Below are 19,802 nucleotides of genomic sequence, written 5' to 3'. Positions count from 1 at the left end.
GGTCACCGCATTCCGTCAGTGAGCTGTCCGGCGACCCGCGCGCCCGTTCGCCGGTCGATACGGCGGCGATCGAACACCGAACGAGCGCTCTGGGCCGCCTCATCGTCGATCTCGAACTCGAGGTCGGGATATCGAACGTCGGTCAGGACGAGCGGTTCCGGCGAGGCGGGTGCGATCCCCTCGTGGCCGGGCAGCGGCTCGGGCTCGAGGACGCGGTCGATCTTCTCGCGGGGGGCGTCGCCGGTCCCGACGGTGCGGGCGAGCGAGACGAGCCGACGGACGAGTTCGCGGGAGAACCCGCCCGCGGCGACCGTGAGGACGAGGTAGTCGCCGTCCCGCTCGGCTTCGAGGGCCAGCGAGCGCTCGGTGTTGTGATCGTCCGGCGTCAGATTGCGAACGTCGTGTGTCCCGGACAGCGCCTCGCAGGCCGCGTGGAACCGATCGTCGTCGACGGCGGGCGCGCCGTCCGTTTCGGTGAGCGGCGCGTACAGGTGGTAGGTGTAGGCCCGTCGGGTTGCGTGGTGGGTCGCGTGAAAGTCCGGGGGCGCGTCGGCCGCCGCCCACGCCCGGATGTCGGCCGGGAGCCGGCCGTTCAACGCCCGCGGCGCGAGCCAGTCGGGGGCCTCGAGCGCGATCGTCTGGGCGAGCGCGGAGACGCCCGCGTCGGTCCGCCCGGCCGCGGCGTAGCCCGCCGGTTTGTCGGCGTCGGGCTCGAGGACCGAGAGGTCGCGGAGGGCGTCGAAGATGGCGTCCTCGACGGTCGGCACGTCGGGCTGGGGCTGGCGCTGAAACCCGTGATAGTCGGTCCCGTCGTAGGCGATCCGGAACGCGCGGCGTGGCATTTGCTCGATTCGATCCAGCGGGGCCAGCGTGTTATACGGTTCGCTGTGTCCGGTCGGCGGACCACCGGGGCTACCGCTCGCGCTCGAAAGTCGCCAGCGAACTGTTCCGCGACCGTGATATCGGTTCGGGCCGGCGGCAAAATAGGGGCCGCAAACGGCGACGCCACCGGAGTCGCTCGGGGAGCTATCGGCGAGTTACAGTTCGTCGTCGGTATCGAACCCGCCGCCGTCGACGTCATCGGATTCGGGTTCATCGATGTCGAACGCGTCGGTCTCGAGGGGAGCGCCCGCGGCACTGACGGTACCGTCCTGAATCTCGATGGTGACGCCGTCGTCGCCGTCGGCCATGCCGAGCAGTTGCCCGGTCGCCGACTCCACTTCCCGATTGACCGACCAGACGAACCGCAACACCGACTCGAGTTCGGTGCCGGCCTCGCCGACGCCGCGGCGACGGGAAAGGTCGCCCAGACTCCGTGCGCCTTCGGGGTGGAGATACTGGATCGGGTGGTCGGTCGGCACCTCCCGTAAGTCGACGTCGAACGACCAGAGGTACGGCAGAGCCTGCAGGGCGTACCCCTGGGGTTTCGGCGCGCGGCGGCCGGCGGCGGTCATGGCGACGTTGATCGCCAGCGGTTCCGCATCGGTGTCGAAGTAGACGCCCGGAGCGCCGGGGATGGAGAGTCGCATACTCGAGGGAGGGGGCCGGGGACGGGTGAGTCCCCACCCAGCACTCACAGCCCGGTTTTATACGGGTCGCGGGCGGCTCCGGTCGCCGGCGTTCGGTCAGTGGAAGGTGTCGGCGAACTTGTCCCGGCGGTTGATGTCGAGTTCGCTGATGCTCGAGCCCTCACGGCTCGCGGCGAAGCGGATCGCCTCGGCGACTTCCTCGGGTTCGCTGACCTCGCCTTCCCCGAACCGTTCGGCGAAGCTCTCGCCGTCGGCCGCCCCGAACTCCGAGCGGACCTCGGCGGGGTTGACGATCGAGATGCCGACGCCGTCGTCGCCGACCTGGGCTGCGAGGCTCTTGGCGAAGCCCCGAACCCACCACTTCGTGGCCGCGTAGACCGGGTTGGACGGCCGCGGATGTCGGCCGGCGAAGCTGGCGACGAAAACGAGGTGGCCCTCACGCTCACGGAGGTGCGGCAACGCCGCTCGAGACGCGTAGAAGACGCCGTCGACGTTGGTCTCCTGCATCGTCTCGTATGCCTCGGTCGTCATCGATTCGATGTCGCTGCCTCGGGCCAGTCCCGCGTTGTTCACCAGCACGTCGATCCCGCCGAATCGGTCGACGGCGGCCTCGAGGAGCGCGTCGACGGCGCTCTCCTCGCGGACATCCGTCGGTACGGCGAGGGCTTCGACGCCGTGGTCGGCCTCGAGATCGGCCGCGAGGTCGGACAGCCGGTCCTCGCTGCGGGCCGCGAGAACGACGTTCGCACCGGCGTCGGCGAGTTCGTGACAGGTCGCCGCGCCGATACCGGAACTCGCACCGGTGACGATGGCCGTCTTCGACTCGAGTGTCGCTGACATCGTCCGACGGCTAGACGGGCAGCGACCTAAAATCGAGGGTCGCGGATCGTGAGGGCACGAATCGCCGGGAGCGGAGTCCGGCCGAAGAGGGTCAGTATTCCTCGAGATCGTACAGCTCACCGTACTTCGACTCGACGTACTCGAGGAAGTAGTCGGCGGTCAGGCCCTCGCCGGTGGCCCGCTCGATCAGGTCGGGCGTGACGTATCGCTTGCCGTGCTGATGGACGTTCTCGCGGAGCCAGCCGTTGAGGTCGTCGAACTCGCCCTCACGGATGGCGTCGTCGAACGGGCCGCGGTCGGCCTCGGCGGCGGCGTATAGCTGGGCCGCGAGTACCGAGCCCAGCGAGTACGTCGAGAAGTAGCCGAAGTCGCCGTGAGACCAGTGGATGTCCTGCAGACAGCCCTCCGCGTCCGTCTCCGGCCGGACGCCGAGGTACTCCTCGTACTTGTCGTTCCAGACCTGCGGGACCTCCGCGACCTCGAGGTCGCCCCGGATCAGATCCCGCTCGATCTCGAAGCGGATCACGATGTGGAGGTGGTAGGTGAGTTCGTCCGCCTCGACCCGGATGAGGTTGTCGTCGTGGACCTGGTTGGCCGACTCGTAAGCTTCCGCTGGGGTCACGCCCTCGAGTTCGGGGAAGCGCTCGCGGGCGATCGGCAGGAAGTGCTCCCAGAAGGGCCGCGAGCGGCCGACGTGGTTCTCCCAGAGCCGCGACTGGGACTCGTGGACCGAGAGGTCCCGCGCTTCGCCAAGCGGCGTGCCGTAGCCGTCGTCGGGCAGCCCCTGCGTGTAGTTGGCGTGGCCGAACTCGTGGACCGTCGAGGTGATCGAGCCCAGCAGATCGTCCTCCTCGAAGCGGGTCGTCACGCGGGCGTCGAACTGCGTGCCCGAGGAGAACGGATGCGGCGCGGTGTCGAGCCGGCCGCGGTCCCAGTCGTAGCCCAGCGAGTCCAGCACGTCCCGGGCGAGTGCCTCCTGATCGTCGTCGTCGAACTCCCCAGAAAAAGCGTCCGTCGTCAGCTCGACGTCGCTGTCCTGAACGGCGTCGATCAGCGGGACGAGCGTCTCGCGCAGCCGCTCGAGGACGCGTTCGGCCGTCTCGAGGTCGATGTAGGGCTCGTAGTCCGCGAAGAGGACGGCGTAGGGGTCGGCGTCGGGATCGATGTGATTCGCGTACTCGCGTTTGAGGTCGACCAGTTGCTCGAGCGTCGGCGCGAACTGCTCGAAGTCGTCTTCTTCCTTGGCCCGTTTCCACGTGGGATGGGCGTTCGACGCCGTCGCCGAGATCTCCTCGACGAGGTCCTGTGGGACGCTCGTCTCGCGGTCGTACTGGCGGCGGATCTCGCGGACGACCGCGGCCCGCTCGTCAGCGAGATCGTCGTCTTCGAGTGCCGCGAGCAACTCGCCGGTCTCGTCGGCGGTCAGGAGTTCGTGACTGAGCGAGGACAGCGTCGAGAGCTGCTGTGCCCGGGCCGGGGTGCCCTCGTCGGGCATCACGACTTCCTGGTCCCACCGGAGGATGCCGGCCGCGTTCCCGACGTTCGAAATCCGCTGCACTCGCGTTTCGAACTGCTCGTAGGTGTCGGCCTCGCTCGCGTCGGCCTGGTCGGTCGCCATGGGCGTACCGTTCGCTCGGACGCAGTATCAACGTCGGGGTTCCGGGCATCGCGGGCCGGGGCCGCGCCCGCCGATCAGCGGGACGGGACGGCTCGAGGTGTCGAGTCTCGAGACGGTCCGTACCCGGTATCGATGCCGTCGTCCGGCCTCGTGCGCCGACGTCTGCGAACCGATGCGAACGATGCGGAACGTGCAAGCAGCGAACTGTTCCGCCGACCAGACCTACGTCGAGCCACCATGGCCCTCGCTTCGCCAATCGCGTCAGCCGTCGTGTTCGTCGTGAGCCTGCTGATCGGCGCCCTCGGCATCTACGCCGGGGCGCGGGTCATCGTCGGCCGCGGGGACTACGACCGCGCCATCGTCACCGCGTTGATCGGGGCGATCGTCTGGGCGATCGTCGGCTTCGTCGTCGGCTGGATCCCCCTCCTCGGCCCGCTCCTGGCGCTGATCGCCTATATCGGCGTCATCAACTGGCGGTATCCCGGCGACTGGACCGCCGCGGCGATGATCGGCCTCGTCGCGTGGGTGACCGTCCTGATCGTCCTCTACGCCCTCGCCGCGCTCGGGATCACCGGCTTCGCGGCGGTCGGGGTCCCGGGGCTCTGAGCCGCGGGGTCACTGAGACCCGCCCCGTCACGCTGCAGTCGGCCACGACTCCGCCACCCGCCGGTAGGTGTCCCGACACCGCTCGAGGACGTCGATCGAGACGCTCTCGTCGTCGGTGTGGGCCTCGCCGGGTTCGGAGGGGCCGTAGATCACGCACTCGGTCCCGGCCGCGGAGAGCCACCCCGCGTCCGTCGCGTGGGGCTTCGTCACGAGTGCTGGGTCGCCCGCCTGCGCGCCGTCGGCGGCCGCCAGCACCGCGTCGGCGAAGGCCTCGTCCTCGCAACGCATCGGTGGCAGGTCCTGGTCGACGGTCCACTCGACCCCCTCGAGGTCGGCGACCCGCTCGAGGTCGGCGCGCTCGCCGGGGACCGTCCGCTCGTCGACGGTACACGCACAGCGGGCGGGGACGACGTTCATGGCCGATCCGCCCTCGATCTCCGTGACGGTGAGCCGGCCCTCGAGGGTCTCGCCCGCGACGTCGACGGCGGGGACCGCGAGGTCGCGGACCCGATCGACGGCGGCAGTGGCCCGATAGATGGCGTTCTCGCCGGCGTCGGCCTCGCTGGCGTGGGCGGCGGTGCCGCGGGCGGTAATCGTACTCCCGCGCCGGCCCTTGTGGGCGACCGCCACGTCGGTGACGTCGGGGCCGGAGTAGTTCGTCGAGCCCTCGCCGACCACGGCGTAGTCGGGGGCGAACCCGTCGTCGATCGCGTATCGGGCACCGACGCCGCCGACCTCCTCGCCGACGAAACTCGCGAAGACGAGTTCCCCGGCCGGGTCGGCCTCGCGGAAAGCCAGCAGGGCGGCCGCGAGTGCCCCCTTCATGTCCGCCGTACCGCGGCCGTAGAGCCGGCCGTCGCGTTCCTCGACGACGTACTCGCCCGCGTCGTGGCGGGCTCCGGCGGCGTTCGAGTCCGCATTCGCGACCTGCGACGCCGCCGGCTCCACGACGTCGTGGTGGCCCACCAGCGCCAGCGTCTCCGCACCCGTTCCCGTTCGGGCGATGACGTTCCCGGCCTCGTCTCGAGTCACGGCCGCGTCGGTTTCCGTGCGGAGCCAGTCCTCGAGGAAGTCGCCGGCGGCGGTCGCGTCCTCGTGGCTCGGGATCGCGGCGAGGTCGCGGGTCAGTTCGACGAGCGTCATGGCCGATCCGTCGACGGCGTCGCTGTTCAGTGCATCGGAACCGGCGGGCGAGTCAGTCGGGCGTTAGTCCATCCGCTCGTAGACCGGTTGCTCCGGCTCGGCCTCCTCGTCGGTGAGCCGGGCGACCGACTGCCGCACCTCGCGCAGGCTGGCGGTCTGTTGCTGGCTCGCCGCCGCGACCGATTCCGCGGCGCTGGCGACCTTATCGGCCGACTGCGAGAGATCCGCGAGCGTCTCGGCCGTCGTCTCGACCCCGTGGGCCTGCTGGTCGGCCGCGCTCGCGACGTCTTCCATGCCGGTGGCCGTCGATTCGGCCGCATCGTGGATCTCCTCGAGCGAGTCGATCGTTTCCCGAACGCGATCGGTCCCGGTGTCGACGCGAGCGACGGTTTCCTCCGTCGTCGCGACCGTCGCCGCCGCGTCCTCGCGGACGGCTTCGACGGCGTCTTCGATCTCCGCGAGGTCGTCTTTCGTCTGCTCGGCGAACGACCGCACTTCCCCCGCGATGACGCCCATGGTCTCGCTGGCCTGATCGCCCGACCGGGAGGACTCGATCTTGGCGTTGGCCGCCAGCACCGTCGTTCGCTCGGCGAGGTCGTCGAGCCGATCGACGATCTCGTCGATCTGGTCGGTCCGGGCCGCGAGCCCGTCGACCGCCTCGGCGACGCGGTCGGTCGCGTCCTCGATGGCCTCGAGTTCGTCCAACGCGTCGTCGGCCGCCTCGACGCCCTCGGCCGCGAGGCGCTCGGTCCGGTCGCTCTCGTCGCTGACCTCGTCGGCGACGCTGGCGACTTCCTCGACGGCGGCGCTGACCTCGTCGAGTTCGCGCGCGGCCTGCGTGATGCCAGTCGCCTGAGACTCCGTGTGGTCGCTGATCGCTTCGGCGCGTTTCGCGACGGCCTCACTGGCGTCGTACAGCTCTCCGAGGGGCGTCTGGACGTCCGTTTCGACCTCCTCGGCGAGGCGCTTCCGGCGTTCGATCGACTCCTCGAGTCGCTGGGCGTAGGAGTCGACGTACGTGTCGGTCGCGACCTGCATATCGAGGTTGATGATCCGCAACAGCGAGAGGACGTCCATCATGCCCTCGTCGATGGCGTCCCTGACGGCCCGCTCGAACGACTCCTCGAGGCCGTCGTCATTGTCCCCGTCCTCGCCGCCCAGTCCGAGTGCGCTGACAAACCGGCCGAGGCCGCCCCCGTCCTGTTCGGCCTCGCGCTCGGCGGCCCACTCCTCGATGGCGTCGACGACCTGTGCCTGGACGCGCTCGTTCATCCGCGACAGGAGGAGATCGTAGTAGACGCCGTACTGCCCCACGTAGTGTTTCAGGGGCATATCGAGCATCTCGTGGAGCTTGCCGATCCGGGTCCGGTTCTCGAAGTACGACTGATCGTAGTCGCCGGTCGCCAGCGAGACGAGATACGCCTGCTGGGTCCGTTTGAGCGCGTCGATCCCCTTCGGCGAGCGGTCGACGATCGCTCGGGTCTGCTCGTACTCGAGGACGTTGTCGTAGAAGTCGTCGGCGATCGTCTCCGAATTGGCCCGCAAGAGCGGCTCGAGGTCGGCCAGCCGGCGCTCGTCGGCCTCGTCGAACCCGATAAACTCCTTGCGCCACGCGATTTCGTCTTCGTCGAGCCCGATCCGATCGATGAGGTCGTCGACGTCGAGAAAGCCGTTGAGTCCACCCTGGCCGAACGTCTCCTGCGGTTGCATGGGGGAAACGTGTTCGGTCGATCCATTAAGTTCCGTGAGTGTTCCCGCGGAATAGGAATTAAACGCGAGTTCCGAAGAGAGCGTGGGGAACGGGATCAAACGGCACGGAGCCGCTGTGAACACCCTTATAGGCGTACGTCGACCAGTTTACGTATGAACGTCGTGCCGGATACGAGCGTGGTCATCGACGGCCGCGTCTCGGCGACAATCGAAGACGGGCAGTTCGAGGGAGCGACGATCTGTGTCCCCGAGGCAGTCGTCGCGGAACTCGAGGCGCAGGCAAACGACGGGATCGACAGCGGCTGGGACGGTCTCGAGGAACTCCAGCGGCTGGCCGAGTTGGCCGACGACGGCGTCGTCGACCTCGAGTACGTCGGCGAGCGGCCTAACGCCATCGAGCGGGGCCACGCCTCCGAGGGTGAGATCGACGCCCTCATCCGGGACCTCGCGGAGGAGCTGGAGGCGACCTTCGTCACTAGCGACGTCGTCCAGGCCGAGGTCGCACAGGCCAAAGGGCTCGACGTCGAACACGTCTCCCCCGAGGTACGGGAAGTCGGGACGCTCGCCGTCGAGGAGTTCTTCGACGAGCAGACGATGAGCGTCCACCTCAAGACCGACACCGTCCCCAAAGCAAAGCGGGGCGAACTCGGCGCGATGGTCTACGAGCCGATCGCCGACGAACCCACCGACGAGGCGACGATGGACGAGTACGCCCGCGAGGTCGTCGACGGTGCCAAGGAGTCCCCGGACGGCTTCATCGAACTCTCCGAACCGGGCATGAAGATCGTCCAGTTCCGCGACTACCGGATCGCGATCGGCCGACCGCCGTTCTCGGACGGCATCGAGATCACCGCCGTCCGGCCGATCGCCCAGACCGACATCGAGGACTACGAACACGCCGACGAACTCAAAGAACGACTGCTCGAGCGCCAGCGCGGCGTCCTGATCTCGGGGGCACCCGGGGCGGGGAAGTCGACGTTCGCGCAGGCGGTCGCCCGCTACATCGCGGATCACGACTACTCGGTCAAGACCATGGAGAAGCCGCGTGACCTGCAGGTCGGCCCCGACATCACCCAGTACACGGAACTGGGCGGCGAGATGGCCAAGACCGCCGACGCCCTGCTGATGGTGCGGCCGGACTACACGATCTACGACGAGGTCCGCAAGACCGACGACTTCGAGGTCTTCGCGGACATGCGCCTGGCCGGCGTCGGCATGCTCGGCGTCGTCCACGCGACGCGACCGATCGACGCCCTCCAGCGCCTGGTCGGCCGGGTCGAACTCGGGATGATCCCGCAGGTCGTCGACACCGTCGTCTACATCGAGGCCGGCGAGGTCGAGACCGTCTACGACGTGAAGACGGAGGTCAAGGTCCCCGCGGGGCTCACGGAAGAGGACCTCGCCCGCCCCGTGATTCAGGTGACGAACTTCCAGACGGGCGAGCCCGAGTACGAGATCTACACCTTCAACCGCCAGGTCGTCACCGTCCCGCTCAACGACGAGGACGGCGGCCCCGGCACCGAGTCCGGCGTCGACCGCATCGCGAAACAGGAGATCGAGCGCGAGATCCGCTCGATCGCGCGGGGCTACGTCGACGTCGAACTCAAGAGCCAAGACAAGGCCGTCGTCTACGTCGAGGAGGACGACATCTCGAGCGTCATCGGCAAGGGCGGCGGTCGGATCACCGACGTCGAGAACCGGCTGGGGATCGACATCGACGTCCGGACCCACGACGAGAACCCCAACTACGGCGCAGGCGGCGGTGGCGGCGGTGCCAGCGCGAACGGCGGCGGTGGCGGCTCCCAGGCCGGCCAGATGGTGCAGCCGGAGATCACCTCCCGGCACATCGTCATCCCGGTCGACGGCAACCACGGCGAAACCGTCGAGATTCAGGCCGGCGGCGAGTACCTGTTTACCGCGACGGTGAGCCGCGGCGGCGAGATTCAGGTCTCGAGAGGGAGCGGGATCGCGGAGGAACTCGAGCGGGCGATCGACCGGAAGGATCCAGTGACGGTCGTTCCCTCGTAGGGAACCGACCGTGAACGAGCGGAGCGAGTGAGCGGCTCTTTTTTGGTGGAGATTTTTTGCGCGAGCGGTCGGCCCCGGCGACCCGAGCGGAAAAAAGGTCCGTGTGCGAGATTCAGGTTTCACGGGGCAGTGCGATCGCCGAGGAACTCGAGCGGGCGATCGACCGGAAGGACCCGATTACGGTCGTGCCGTCGTAAGCAGTTGTACCGCGAACGAACGGAGTGAGTGAGCGGCTTTTTGGTCCAGATTTTTCGAGGAGCGGTGAGTGAGCGAAGCGAACGAACCCGACGAAAAAAGTGCGCGCACGAGATTCAGGGCGACCAGATCCCCGCTTCCCGGTCGAGCAGCGCGACCACGACGACGTGCGGAAGCGTCAGCACGGCGATCGCGACCAGATAGACCGCGAGGACGTCGGGGACAGTCGCGGGCGTCCGGGGGACGGCGAACCAGATACCGACGAGGACGCCCAGCGCGGCGACGGTCAGCGGCGTCGCGTCCCTGGCGAAACACCGGAAGGCGGTCCGGGTCGCTCCGCGCTCGAGGGCCGCGCTGGCGACGGGATCGACGAGCATCGTTCTGAGGACGTGCCGGAGCGAGTGCCAGAAACAGAAATAGAACCCGATGGCGAGGATCGGCGGGACGGTGGCGAAGAAGCCGACGAGGCCGATCGTCTCCGCGGCGTCGACGAGCCACGGCCGCCGTTCGCCGGGGCTCGTTCGGCCGAGTCCGAGGAGAAGGGAGAGTGCGATCAGGGATCCGAATCCGACCGCCACGGCCGCCCGAACCGGCGGTTCGAAGAGGGGCTCGAGCGCGGTCGCCGCGCCGGGGTCGAACAGCCCGACGATCGTCTCGGCGACGAACGCGTACTGCGCCGGAAAGGCGACCAGCGGGACGAGCATCGGCAGACCGCCCCTGACGAGGAGGGCAAGCAGTCGACTGGCCCGCGTCTCGAGGTGGTCGGCACCGAGGAACTCGAGAAGCACATAGACGTCACCCTGCCCCCAGTGGACGAGCGTGACGAGGAGAAACAGGACGAACGCGGCGACGGGCGCGAGAACCCAGACGAGGGCGTAGGCGGATCCGAAGAGCAGGTAGAGGACGCCGATGGACGCGAGCGATCGCGGCGTTACTGGGTTGTCTCGAGCCCGCGGTAACACGAGGTGGTCGACGGCACCGTGGGGGAGTCCGAGAACGAGGACGCTGAGCGCCAGCGGCACGTACTGGTAGACGAGCGGCGGCGACCCGAACGCGATCGTCGCTACGGCAGCGACGGCAAGCGACGAACCGAAACCGAGGGTCAGCCGAGCGGCTCGCGATCGGCTCTCGGTACTCGCTCGCACATCGGCCCGCCGACCGATCGTGTCACCGGTCATCGGAACTCGTCGGAAGCCGTGGAGACGCACCGGTCACCGCCGAAACGCCGTCGATTCTGTCGAGGACCCAGATGTACATGGTGATCCCCTGGACGACGAAGAGATTGGTTACGAGGAAAAACAGCGCCTCCTCGATCGGGAGCCCGAGGAGTCCGTACCCGGTAGTGTGGGTATCGGAAATGACCCAGACGCCGAGTTCGATCGCGATCCGGTCGACGACCCAGAGGTACAGCGTCGGGACGGCGATCGCGACCAGCAGCGACCGGCGAACGTCCCACAGGTACGTCAGCCCGAACCCCCACTGGATGGCGAGGACCGGCCCGGCCCAGAGGAACAACCAACCGAGATAGGACGTCGAGATATCGCCGAGCAGCAGCAGCAGGCCGACGACGGCGATCGCCAGCCCGCCGGCGACGCCGAGCAGGCGATGGGGTCGGGGGATCGCCAGCGATCGATCGGCGCTCGGTCGTACCTGAAACAGCCAGAGCGCCGTCAGTATCGGCTGAAGAACGAAAAAGAGGTACTCCTCGATCGGCGTATACCAGACGGTCGCGAGGACGGCACCGTCCCCGTACCACCAGACGCCGGCGGGGATGAGGCGGTTCGTAAACGGTGTCGTATAGACGACGGCGAGGGCGATCATGATCACGAGACCCGAGAGGGGGCGAACGCCCCACCAGGCGCGATCACGCCGAACCGCGAGCCATCCCAGAATCAGGATTGGCGGTAGCAGCAAGGTGAGGTGGATTCCGAAGTACGTAAGCGGGGAGATCATGGGCGTATCGGCGGTCTCTGTCAGTGACCAGCGGGAGCCGGGACCGCCGTGACCGACATTACGGACGGGAGCGGAATACTGCCGCGTCCATACTGGTTAGGGTCGATCGGCCGTCGTCGTACCCGCGGCCGCATAGCTCCGCTCGAGGGCGTCGTCCGGCGGGAACTCGCGTTCGAACCGGCAAACGAAACCGACCGCGGGTCGGCCACGAGACAGCCCCGCGAAGCCGACCATCAGGCGTCGATGCTGTGTTCTCAGGCCGGCGCGGCCGTCGGCGTAACGACCCGCTCGAGGACGGAGCGGCTCCGGAGCAGGACCACGCCGAATCCGACCTTCGCCGAGAGGTCGAGTACCATGAACGCGGCGGTCTCCCAGTACAGCGGGAAGATGCCGAACGTCCCCTCCGTACCGAGGATCCAGACCACCGGGTAGAGGAGCCACAGCACGATGACCAGGTTGCGCAGCCGACCGAACAGCGACGCGACTTCGGGGGACCGACCGCGCGCGTCCTTAGAGAGCGTTCCGACGAGGACGTACAGCAGGGCGAGCAGGGCGCCGGTGCTGATGCCCCACCAGGCGATCCGGGTGCCCGGGGTGGCGGCGAACGCCGCGATCATGCCGGTCCCGATCATGAACACGTCGAGTCCGATCAGCGTCGCGATCGTGTTTCGGTTCGCCCCTGCCAGCAGTCCGAGGTCGAGCAGCAGCAACGGCGTCGTGAACAGCCAGTCGGCGTAGCGCGCCCAGTAGATCGTGAGCGCCTCGTCGCCGACTACGACTTCGGTGACGCCGAAGCCGGTCGCCATCGCGAAGTACATCGCAGCGGCGATGGTCGTAATGAAGGTCGTAATGATGTAGAACTCCTGCATCTTCCGGTCGCGAACGCCACGTCCGCGCCCGACAAAGTACAGGGTTCCGAGGGTCATTCCGATCGTGCCGATCCACAGCCAAATGGATTCTGGGCCAACTGTTGCGGCCATGGTGATTGCTATGAAGGGACAATGCATACCGCTTGAGCCTAACGAAAATAACACCCATCGTAGCGTGTATGTCAAGAAATTCGACGTGGGGAGTGAAACCGCAGCGTATTTTGGGGTGTTCTGTGTCCGATCGCATACCCCGAGCCCGAAACGCCCGCCACAACCGATGACTTCGCCTGATCCGAACGATCCGATCGCGGACGCACTCCTCGGTGAATCAACGTACGAACGACTCAGAGTCGAGCGATACGCGCTTATCAAGCGCCGAATTCCGCAAAAGCTCGTCTATCAGAGCGGCCTGCTGTTTGCGATCGCACTCGTCGTTCCGATCGTCGCCACCTATCCGTCGTCGGTACAAGCGACGTTTCCGGGCGGCGACCCGTTATGGTCGTCGCCGCTGGTCCTCTGGGTCGGTGTCTACGCCGGCGGCATCGAATTGGGGACTGCAGCCTGTCTCGTCGCGGTAGCGATCGCACGTCGGCGGTACGAACCCTCACTCTCGGAGTCGCAGGTACATGCGCTGCTAAACGTCGAGGACGTGGCCTCGATGTTCGGACTGGCAACTGGCGGCTTCGCGATCCTGATCACGGTTGGGTTCTTCCTGCTCGGCCACGCCGGCGCCGAGACCGTCAGCGCGGTCGTCGAATCCGCGCCGCGAAACCCCTACGGACAGACCGGCATCTCGGTCCCCGTGATCGTCGTCGGTACCGCGGCGGCGATCAGTTCCTGTGTCGTCTACGCCGTCGGTCGATATCTCTCCTCGTAGGAAGCGACGACCCTCCCGACCGGTGACCATCGGTCCGGTCGAGTGGGAGACTACGATCGGACGAAACGGAGACGTCTGCGTGGGGAAAGTGGATATATGATCAGCTGATTCCCCAGATACCAGACCATGTGCATCGTCGACACGGATATTGTAACTGAGTGTTTAAGGATTAGATTCATATAGAAGACAATCGTCTGCATTCGGTGTGAACAACGGAGTGATTCCAACGGATGAGTGCAGATAGGACGACGTTCGTCTATTCGGGAATCGAGCGATCGAACGGGCCGTTTCTGACGGATCACCGGTCGCTCGAGGCGATGCACGAGCGGATCGTCGCGGACATCGAGACGAGAGTCGACGAGGCGGATGCAAGCGGCGTCGTCGTGGCGATGAGCGGCGGGATCGATTCGACGGTAACGACGGCACTAGCGGTCGAAGCCGTCGGGGCCGAGAACGTTCTCGGACTGGGACTGCCCTGTCACAAGACCGAGGCGACACACGTCAGTGATGCCCGTACCCTCGCGGAGGGGATGGGCATCGAGTTCGAGGAGATCCAGTTACGGCCGCTGCTCGAGGCCTTCGAGGAAACGGTCGCGGGCGGACTCGGGACCGCCGACGAGGGGGACGACGATCGGCCCCACGATATTGGCAACGCCGTCGCGCGGCTACGGATGGTCACCGCCTACTACGCCGCGAACTGTCAGTCGCGGCTCGTGATCGGGACCGCGAACCGCTCGGAGCGGCTGCTGGGCTATTTCACCAAATACGGCGACGGCGCCGCCGACAGCTATCCGCTCGGCGACTGCTACAAGACGGAGGTTCGCGCGCTCGCGAAACACCTCGGCCTTCCCCGCCGGATCGTCAGCAAGGAGCCGACGGCGGGCTTTTGGGCCACCCAGACCGACGCCGGCGAACTCGGAGCAGGCTACGACGTCATCGATCCCCTGCTCGTCCGGCTGGTCGACGAGGGTCGTCCGCTCGAGGAGGCAATGAAAGGGTTGCGGATCGACCGCGAGACCGCGGCCGACATCGCGTCGCTGTACGTCGCTACCGATCACAAGCGGGCGACGCCGCCGACGCCGGGACTCGCCGGTCGCGGTGACGACCGCTCGGCCGGCTGATCGCGCTCGGCGGGGACACAGTCCGCTGTGGTTCAGCGCTCGTCGTCGGTGCTGTACAGATCCGGATTCCGCCACCAGAACAGCCCCCACGAGAGCAGGAAACCGGCACCCATCGCGAGGACGTCGAGCAGGAACGGCGGCAGCCCCCGATCGACCAGCGCCACGAGGACGATCGCCGACCCGATCGCGGCCCCCGTGACGACGTAGAGGACATCGCCGACGATCCGCGCCCGCGAGTGTCGCCAGTAGCCTTGCCGATCCTCGTCGTACCAGACGCCGACGTAGATCAACACCGGCGACATGGTCGTGATGACCGTGATCGATCGGTACGCCTCGGGGAAGACGGTCGGCACTAACACGACGAGATTGAGTAGGTTGGCGACCAGCGCCGCGAGAAACAGGCCGATCAACAGCCAGCCCCAGCGTGGGAGCCGCTCTTTGTCCATATCGGGGACGGTCACGGCTGGAAAATAAGACTGCCGTTTGACCGATTACTCCGCGCAGCAGGCGTCCTTTTTCGGGGACTCCTCGACGCCGTTACCGTCGGCGGCGACCGGTTCCTCGAGCCGATAGAGGCTCTGACGGGCGTCAGCGAAGTAGATGTCCTCGTCGACGATCCCGATCTCCTCGAGGCGCTCGAGCGCGTACCGTACCGTCCGGGCCGAGAGCATCGATTCCTCGACGATCTGTTTCTGCGTCAGCGGCCCGTCGTACTCGAGAACCTTGAAGACGAGTTTCGCGCTCGGTGGCAAGTCTTCGATTTCCTCCCCGTCGGTCTCTGCCATATTACGATTCGAAAGGCCCCAGCAGTATAAAAGTTGAGCCTTACCCTGGATCGAACCGCGATAGGATTCTATATATATCGCCGAGTAAAGTGCCCCGTGAGTCGCTACAGCGGATGATATGCGTGACGGCACCGATCGATCGAAACGCGTCAAAAAAGACGGGAATCAACGGGACGAGACGTTACCCCTCGCCGATCATTCGGTCCTCGTCGGCCCACTCCTGCTGGCGGAGTTCGTACTTCTGGGTCTTGCCGGTCGCAGTCTTGGGGAGTTCCTTGACGTACTCGACCCGACGAACGACCTTGTAGCCCGCGAGTTGCTCGCGGGTGAACGCGGTCAGTTCTTCAGCCGACACGGGCGGATCGGTCGGATCGCCGTTCGACGGCACGACGAAGGCCTTCGGCGTCTCGCCCCACTCGTCGCTCGGCGCCGGAATGACGGCCGCATCTGCGACCGCCTCGTGATCGAACAGCGTGTCCTCGAGCTCGATGCTCGAGATGTTCTCCCCGCCGGAGATGATGATGTCTTTCTTCCGATCGCGGAGTGCGATCATGCCGTTCTCGTCGATCGTGGCGAGGTCACCGGTGTGGTAGTAGCCCTCGACGCGATCGGTGAAGGCTTCCTCTGTCGCCTCGGGCTTGTTCCAGTAGCGGTCCATGATCTGGTTGCCCCGAACGACGACCTCACCCAGCGTCTGATCGTCGCGGGGGACGTCGTTGCCGTCTTCGTCGACGACGCGGACGTCGGTCCCGAGGACGCCCATCCCCTGCCGTTTCTTGATCTCGAAGCGGTTCCCATCGTCGATCAGCCGCTTCGCGTCGGAGATGGTGATCAGCGGCCCTGTCTCGGTCGCTCCGTAGAGGTGCTTGAGATACCAGCCGAAGCGGTCCTCGACGGCACGGATCGTCGCTTCCGGCGGTGCCGAGCCCGCGGTCGTGACCCGGACCGGATTCGCCCCCGTCATCTCGGGTTCGCCCTCGGTCTCGTAGTAATCGATCAACTGATTGAGTACCGCCGGGGCCGCACAGAGCAGGGAGACGTCCTCATCACGGATCGACGACACGACGTCGTCGGCGTTGACCCCGCGCGTACAGACGTGGGTCGCGCCCATCCCGGTCACCGCGTAAATGTGGCCCCACCCGTTGACGTGGAACATCGGCAGCGTCCACAGGTAGGTGTCGTCGTCGGTGATCTCGTGATAGATCGACATCAGGTAGGCGTGGATCGTCTCCGTCCGATGGGTGCGACAGACCCCCTTCGGATCCCCCGTCGTCCCTGAGGTGTAGTTGATCGTAATGACCTCGTCTTCGGCCATCTCGGGGCGGTCATACTCCGGAGCCGTATCCTCGAGGACGGCGTCGAAGCTCTCCCAGTCGCCCTCGACGGCAGCAGCGTCGTTCGTAATGAACGTCTCGGTCGGCACGTCGTCGCGGATCGCCTCGATCTTCTCGGCGTACTCGTAGTCGGCGTAGATGGCGTCGACCCCCGCGTCTGAGAGGATGTACTCGTAGTCGTCGGGCTCGAGTCGGTAGTTCAGCGGCGTATGCACGGCCCCGATCCCCATCGCTCCGTGGGCCGCCTCGAGGTGGTAGTGGGTGTTCGGGTCCAGCACGGCCACGCGATCACCCTTCTCGATCCCCCGGTCCTGCAACGCCGCCGCAAAGCGGTCGACCCGCTCGCCGAACTCGGCGTAGGTGAACCGTTCGCCGTCGGTCCCGACGATTGCCTCCTCGTCCCCGTAGTGGGAACGGGCCTGGTCGAGAAAGTCCGTGACAATGAGTGGCGTCTCCATACGAACGAAAATTTTGCAGAACGGTCATATATGGATTTCGTTTATGATCAATAAGTAGGGATTCGGTTCTGATACAGAACAGGTAGCAAAACCGACCAGTTCGGTCCGTGAGTACCCGACGATCGGCCCGACGCGACGGCGAGGCGATCGCGGCGACGAAGTCACGGCGAAACCGTGGGATCCTCAGAGCTGTTCCCAGACCTCTTCGTCGTCCTCGAACCCGTCCGGGTCGTCGGGTGCGGCGAACTCGTTGCTCGTGTCGAGTTCCGAGACGTCCGTGGTGGGGAGTTCACCGTCACCGTCGACGACGGCCGTCCCCTCGTCGAGATCCATCTCCGGCCACGCGGTTTCCTCCCAGAGCCCGCGGTCGCTGTAGTAGTAGACGACGCCGTCGTTGACGACCGCGAACAGCCCGCGCTGGGTGTCGTGGACGACGCGCTCGTTGGTGTCGATCGCGACGTCGACGACGTCCTCGAGCGTATCGAGCGAGACGTGGTAGTCGCCGATCCACATCGGGATCGATCCCCGCGAGATCCACTCGGCGTATCGCTGTTCGTGGAGCGCCCGGCGAGCGGCCTCGATGTCGCCCGGCGAGCGGCGCACGACCAGTGCCGCGCCGGCGAGCGACAGCGTCCCCAGCAGCGACAGGCCGCCGATCAGCGCCGGACTTCTGGACGTGGTCGTCCGGTCGGTCCCGCTGCGGTAGCGGTGTGGCGTCGACTCCGACAACTCGCCCTCGAGCCAGTAGGCCTCGTCGGTGATCTCCATCGGCGCGGTGGTCGTGAGCGTCCCCTGATGGGTGCCGGTGTCGTACTCGGTGTGAAGCACCACGGCCAGTTCGACCGTCCCGATCCCGCCGAGTTCGCGCTCGAGTTGGCGCTGTTGGCGGCGGTAGGATTCGACGTCGATCGTCGCGTTCGACGTGGCGACGCCGTTCTCGACCGACGGCGACTCGCGCAGTACCGTCGCGGTGTCGTTCCAGAAGGGCGAACCGTCGCGGGTCGCCCGGAAACGCATCGAGACCTCGTGGGTCACGTCCCCGTCCTCGACGGGCGTCCCGCCGGTCTCGTTTCGCAACCGCGTTTCGGCCTCGACCGTCAGCTCCGGCGTCGCGTTCAGCAGGTAGACGGAACTGTCCGAGAGCCGCTGGCCCTCCGGCCAGAGCGTTCCGCTTTCGGTGACGACGGCACTGGTACTTCCCTCGGTCGTCACGCGTTCCTCGGTGTACTGCGGAGCGGTCGTCGTTTCCGGGTTGGCGACCGCCCACCCCGTCGCGGCGATCGACAGCACGCCGATCGCGATCAGTGCGATCACGATGGTCCGACCGCGCTTGGCCAACAGCAGCTCGAGACGCGGGTTATCGCTCATCCCTGTCCCCCCGGTGTCCCGACCCCTCACCCCTCGGCTCCGGACGAGCCGGTCGGGGTCGAACTAGTTGGGATTCGGGACAATACATGTCTAAGTGAAAGAAACAGACCACTATAAGGGTAGTGGCTTTTCCGTGTTATTTGCGACAACGAAATGTTATTTCCGATCACGGAACCAGCGCCGGGCGCGGCGCTTGAGGCGAGTCGACAGCGGGACGTGACTCCCCGCGGACCGGACCCGGATGTCGCCGCTGCCGAACAGCAGGAGAACGATCGCGACCGCGATCCCGACGATGACGGCGTTGACCGCCCCGATGGCGGCGAGCGGGTGGACGCCGTGGAGCCAGAGCAGTACCGACGGTGGCAACACGGCGAGATACCGGTACTCGCCGAGATGACGCGTGTACTCGCCCGTCTGCTCGGGAGCCGTCAGCGTCACCCTCGCCTCCCCGCTGTCGCGAATCCCGATCGTCTGCGACCGCGGCTCGACGCCGATCCCGCCGCTCTCGGGCTCGTGGGCGACCACGATCGGCAGGTAGCCGGCGTTGTCGACCGTCCGGGTCAGTGCCGTCGTTTCGCCGGGCGCGACGATCTGTGGATCGTCGGTGGGCGACTCGGAACTGATGAGGCCGTACTCGGTGGTGCCCGACGGGACGACCATCGCCGCGGTCGCGAAGGTCACGAACACGAGCAAGACGAGTCCGAGCGCCGTCCAGAACGCGATCACGTTCTCCCGCGAGCGGGACCTGCTCGTCTCGCGGCGGCCCGGGCCGAGTCGCTCGAGGAGGGTCCCGAACCCGAGCATCGCGACCCCGACCCCGACCAGCAAGGCACCGAGCCCGTTCGAGGAGCCGGTCGTCACGCCGAACACCGACGTGACCGTCTCGACGCCGCTCTGGACGGCGCTCTGGAATCCCATGATCGCGGTACCCAGATGCGGGATCGTCACGACCTTCCCGTTGACTTGCCAGGCTTCGGCGACGATCTGTCCCTCCGTGACGTGGGGTTCGCCGCCGTCCTGATCGGTAAAGGGGTTGGCGTCCCCTTTCGTGACGTACCCCTCTTCGGTCTCGTCGACGACGCGGTGGGTCGTCAGCCCGCCGCCGTTGAGATCCCGCGCCTGGAAGACGACCACGTCCCCCTCCTCGACCGGGCCAGTCACGACGCTGGGCACGGCGACGAAGCCGTCGCCGGCGTCGATTTCCGGCTCCATACTGCCGGTCGCGACGTAGCCGAGCAGAATCGGCTGGCCCAGCAGCTGGCCGACCACCAGCAAGATTACGACCAGCGCGAGGAGGGCTCCGAGCCCCCGCGTGACGAGCGTCGAGTTTGTCATCGGTGAGTGACTGTCATCGGTAGCAGACGCCTC

Annotated in this window: 18 protein-coding genes; 4 read left to right on the top strand and 14 right to left on the bottom strand. The window is 66.7% G+C overall.

Features of this window, described 5'->3' with window-relative positions; genetic code table 11:
• Nucleotides 1-2: 2 nt before the first annotated feature.
• The 4 genes from truA to NP511_RS11920 form a co-directional block, all read right to left on the bottom strand.
• Complete coding sequence (truA, locus tag NP511_RS11935; RefSeq protein ID WP_049965663.1) at nucleotides 3-842, bottom strand: tRNA pseudouridine(38-40) synthase TruA; 840 nt, start codon at nucleotides 840-842, stop codon at nucleotides 3-5.
• A 195-nt stretch (nucleotides 843-1,037) separates the two neighbouring features.
• Nucleotides 1,038-1,529 (bottom strand): hypothetical protein, encoded by a 492-nt coding sequence (locus tag NP511_RS11930; protein ID WP_049965662.1) that lies wholly within the window; start codon nucleotides 1,527-1,529, stop codon nucleotides 1,038-1,040.
• A gap of 96 nt (nucleotides 1,530-1,625) precedes the next feature.
• On the bottom strand, nucleotides 1,626-2,369 hold the full coding sequence (locus NP511_RS11925; protein ID WP_049965661.1) for an SDR family oxidoreductase: 744 nt from the start codon (nucleotides 2,367-2,369) through the stop codon (nucleotides 1,626-1,628).
• Nucleotides 2,370-2,460: 91 nt separating this feature from the next.
• Nucleotides 2,461-3,987: a carboxypeptidase M32 gene (locus NP511_RS11920; protein ID WP_049965660.1), complete on the bottom strand. Its 1,527-nt coding sequence runs from the start codon at nucleotides 3,985-3,987 to the stop codon at nucleotides 2,461-2,463.
• A gap of 237 nt (nucleotides 3,988-4,224) precedes the next feature.
• On the opposite strand from NP511_RS11920, the gene NP511_RS11915 reads away from it, so the two are divergent.
• Complete coding sequence (locus tag NP511_RS11915) at nucleotides 4,225-4,593, top strand: hypothetical protein (protein WP_049965659.1); 369 nt, start codon at nucleotides 4,225-4,227, stop codon at nucleotides 4,591-4,593.
• A gap of 27 nt (nucleotides 4,594-4,620) precedes the next feature.
• Here NP511_RS11915 and NP511_RS11910 read toward each other — a convergent pair whose 3' ends face one another.
• Entirely contained in the window at nucleotides 4,621-5,736 is a 1,116-nt protein-coding gene (locus tag NP511_RS11910; RefSeq protein WP_049965658.1) for a M20 family metallopeptidase, read from the bottom strand.
• A 63-nt stretch (nucleotides 5,737-5,799) separates the two neighbouring features.
• Nucleotides 5,800-7,446 (bottom strand): globin-coupled sensor protein, encoded by a 1,647-nt coding sequence (locus NP511_RS11905; protein WP_049965657.1) that lies wholly within the window; start codon nucleotides 7,444-7,446, stop codon nucleotides 5,800-5,802.
• 153 nt (nucleotides 7,447-7,599) lie between these two features.
• On the opposite strand from NP511_RS11905, the gene NP511_RS11900 reads away from it, so the two are divergent.
• Nucleotides 7,600-9,474 carry a PINc/VapC family ATPase gene (locus NP511_RS11900; RefSeq protein ID WP_049965656.1) on the top strand — a complete coding sequence of 625 codons (1,875 nt, stop codon included), beginning with the start codon at nucleotides 7,600-7,602 and terminating at the stop codon, nucleotides 9,472-9,474.
• 311 nt (nucleotides 9,475-9,785) lie between these two features.
• Here NP511_RS11900 and NP511_RS11895 read toward each other — a convergent pair whose 3' ends face one another.
• The 3 genes from NP511_RS11895 to NP511_RS11885 form a co-directional block, all read right to left on the bottom strand.
• Entirely contained in the window at nucleotides 9,786-10,847 is a 1,062-nt protein-coding gene (locus NP511_RS11895) for a Brp/Blh family beta-carotene 15,15'-dioxygenase (RefSeq protein WP_049965655.1), read from the bottom strand.
• Nucleotides 10,837-11,622: a lycopene cyclase domain-containing protein gene (locus NP511_RS11890; protein ID WP_049965654.1), complete on the bottom strand. Its 786-nt coding sequence runs from the start codon at nucleotides 11,620-11,622 to the stop codon at nucleotides 10,837-10,839. Before NP511_RS11890 ends, NP511_RS11895 begins: the two co-directional genes overlap by 11 nt.
• Nucleotides 11,623-11,876: 254 nt before the next feature.
• On the bottom strand, nucleotides 11,877-12,548 hold the full coding sequence (locus tag NP511_RS11885) for a bacteriorhodopsin (RefSeq protein ID WP_049965653.1): 672 nt from the start codon (nucleotides 12,546-12,548) through the stop codon (nucleotides 11,877-11,879).
• Between the two features lie 220 nt (nucleotides 12,549-12,768).
• Between NP511_RS11885 and NP511_RS11880 the strand changes: the two genes are divergently transcribed.
• Together NP511_RS11880 and NP511_RS11875 are read left to right on the top strand one after the other, a co-directional pair.
• Nucleotides 12,769-13,368, top strand: a complete 600-nt coding sequence (locus NP511_RS11880) for a hypothetical protein (RefSeq protein ID WP_049965652.1) — start codon at nucleotides 12,769-12,771, stop codon at nucleotides 13,366-13,368.
• A gap of 230 nt (nucleotides 13,369-13,598) precedes the next feature.
• Complete coding sequence (locus NP511_RS11875; RefSeq protein ID WP_049965651.1) at nucleotides 13,599-14,489, top strand: NAD+ synthase; 891 nt, start codon at nucleotides 13,599-13,601, stop codon at nucleotides 14,487-14,489.
• 32 nt (nucleotides 14,490-14,521) lie between these two features.
• On the opposite strand, the gene NP511_RS11870 is transcribed toward NP511_RS11875, so the two are convergent.
• The 5 genes from NP511_RS11870 to NP511_RS11850 form a co-directional block, all read right to left on the bottom strand.
• On the bottom strand, nucleotides 14,522-14,935 hold the full coding sequence (locus tag NP511_RS11870; RefSeq protein ID WP_049905377.1) for a hypothetical protein: 414 nt from the start codon (nucleotides 14,933-14,935) through the stop codon (nucleotides 14,522-14,524).
• A gap of 45 nt (nucleotides 14,936-14,980) precedes the next feature.
• On the bottom strand, nucleotides 14,981-15,274 hold the full coding sequence (locus NP511_RS11865; RefSeq protein ID WP_006180348.1) for a MarR family transcriptional regulator: 294 nt from the start codon (nucleotides 15,272-15,274) through the stop codon (nucleotides 14,981-14,983).
• A 181-nt stretch (nucleotides 15,275-15,455) separates the two neighbouring features.
• A complete protein-coding gene (locus tag NP511_RS11860) occupies nucleotides 15,456-17,066 on the bottom strand; it encodes a long-chain-fatty-acid--CoA ligase (RefSeq protein WP_049965649.1) in 1,611 nt (536 codons plus the stop codon).
• Nucleotides 17,067-17,249: 183 nt separating this feature from the next.
• Entirely contained in the window at nucleotides 17,250-18,434 is a 1,185-nt protein-coding gene (locus NP511_RS11855; protein ID WP_049965648.1) for a DUF5305 domain-containing protein, read from the bottom strand.
• Nucleotides 18,435-18,590: 156 nt separating this feature from the next.
• Nucleotides 18,591-19,769, bottom strand: coding sequence for a signal peptidase I (locus tag NP511_RS11850; RefSeq protein WP_049965647.1), 1,179 nt, complete (start codon nucleotides 19,767-19,769; stop codon nucleotides 18,591-18,593).
• Between the last annotated feature and the right edge of the window lie 33 nt (nucleotides 19,770-19,802).

This window comes from Natrinema thermotolerans (assembly GCF_031165565.1).
Lineage (GTDB): Archaea > Halobacteriota > Halobacteria > Halobacteriales > Natrialbaceae > Natrinema > Natrinema thermotolerans.
Note: the sequence above shows the minus strand (reverse complement) of the source record. Positions and strands in the feature narration are given on the sequence as shown.

Excerpts from the sequence above, each read along its gene's own strand:
- NP511_RS11860 (WP_049965649.1), bottom strand. The coding sequence starts at position 17,066 with ATGGAGACGCCACTCATTGTCACGGACTTTCTCGACCAGGCCCGTTCC.
- NP511_RS11920 (WP_049965660.1), bottom strand. The coding sequence starts at position 3,987 with ATGGCGACCGACCAGGCCGACGCGAGCGAGGCCGACACCTACGAGCAG.
- NP511_RS11915 (WP_049965659.1), top strand. The coding sequence starts at position 4,225 with ATGGCCCTCGCTTCGCCAATCGCGTCAGCCGTCGTGTTCGTCGTGAGC.
- NP511_RS11875 (WP_049965651.1), top strand. The coding sequence starts at position 13,599 with ATGAGTGCAGATAGGACGACGTTCGTCTATTCGGGAATCGAGCGATCG.
- NP511_RS11890 (WP_049965654.1), bottom strand. The coding sequence starts at position 11,622 with ATGATCTCCCCGCTTACGTACTTCGGAATCCACCTCACCTTGCTGCTA.
- NP511_RS11895 (WP_049965655.1), bottom strand. The coding sequence starts at position 10,847 with ATGACCGGTGACACGATCGGTCGGCGGGCCGATGTGCGAGCGAGTACC.
- NP511_RS11925 (WP_049965661.1), bottom strand. The coding sequence starts at position 2,369 with ATGTCAGCGACACTCGAGTCGAAGACGGCCATCGTCACCGGTGCGAGT.
- NP511_RS11885 (WP_049965653.1), bottom strand. The coding sequence starts at position 12,548 with ATGACCCTCGGAACCCTGTACTTTGTCGGGCGCGGACGTGGCGTTCGC.
- NP511_RS11870 (WP_049905377.1), bottom strand. The coding sequence starts at position 14,935 with ATGGACAAAGAGCGGCTCCCACGCTGGGGCTGGCTGTTGATCGGCCTG.
- NP511_RS11865 (WP_006180348.1), bottom strand. The coding sequence starts at position 15,274 with ATGGCAGAGACCGACGGGGAGGAAATCGAAGACTTGCCACCGAGCGCG.
- NP511_RS11880 (WP_049965652.1), top strand. The coding sequence starts at position 12,769 with ATGACTTCGCCTGATCCGAACGATCCGATCGCGGACGCACTCCTCGGT.
- NP511_RS11855 (WP_049965648.1), bottom strand. The coding sequence starts at position 18,434 with ATGAGCGATAACCCGCGTCTCGAGCTGCTGTTGGCCAAGCGCGGTCGG.
- NP511_RS11900 (WP_049965656.1), top strand. The coding sequence starts at position 7,600 with ATGAACGTCGTGCCGGATACGAGCGTGGTCATCGACGGCCGCGTCTCG.
- NP511_RS11905 (WP_049965657.1), bottom strand. The coding sequence starts at position 7,446 with ATGCAACCGCAGGAGACGTTCGGCCAGGGTGGACTCAACGGCTTTCTC.
- NP511_RS11910 (WP_049965658.1), bottom strand. The coding sequence starts at position 5,736 with ATGACGCTCGTCGAACTGACCCGCGACCTCGCCGCGATCCCGAGCCAC.
- NP511_RS11930 (WP_049965662.1), bottom strand. The coding sequence starts at position 1,529 with ATGCGACTCTCCATCCCCGGCGCTCCGGGCGTCTACTTCGACACCGAT.
- truA (WP_049965663.1), bottom strand. The coding sequence starts at position 842 with ATGCCACGCCGCGCGTTCCGGATCGCCTACGACGGGACCGACTATCAC.
- NP511_RS11850 (WP_049965647.1), bottom strand. The coding sequence starts at position 19,769 with ATGACAAACTCGACGCTCGTCACGCGGGGGCTCGGAGCCCTCCTCGCG.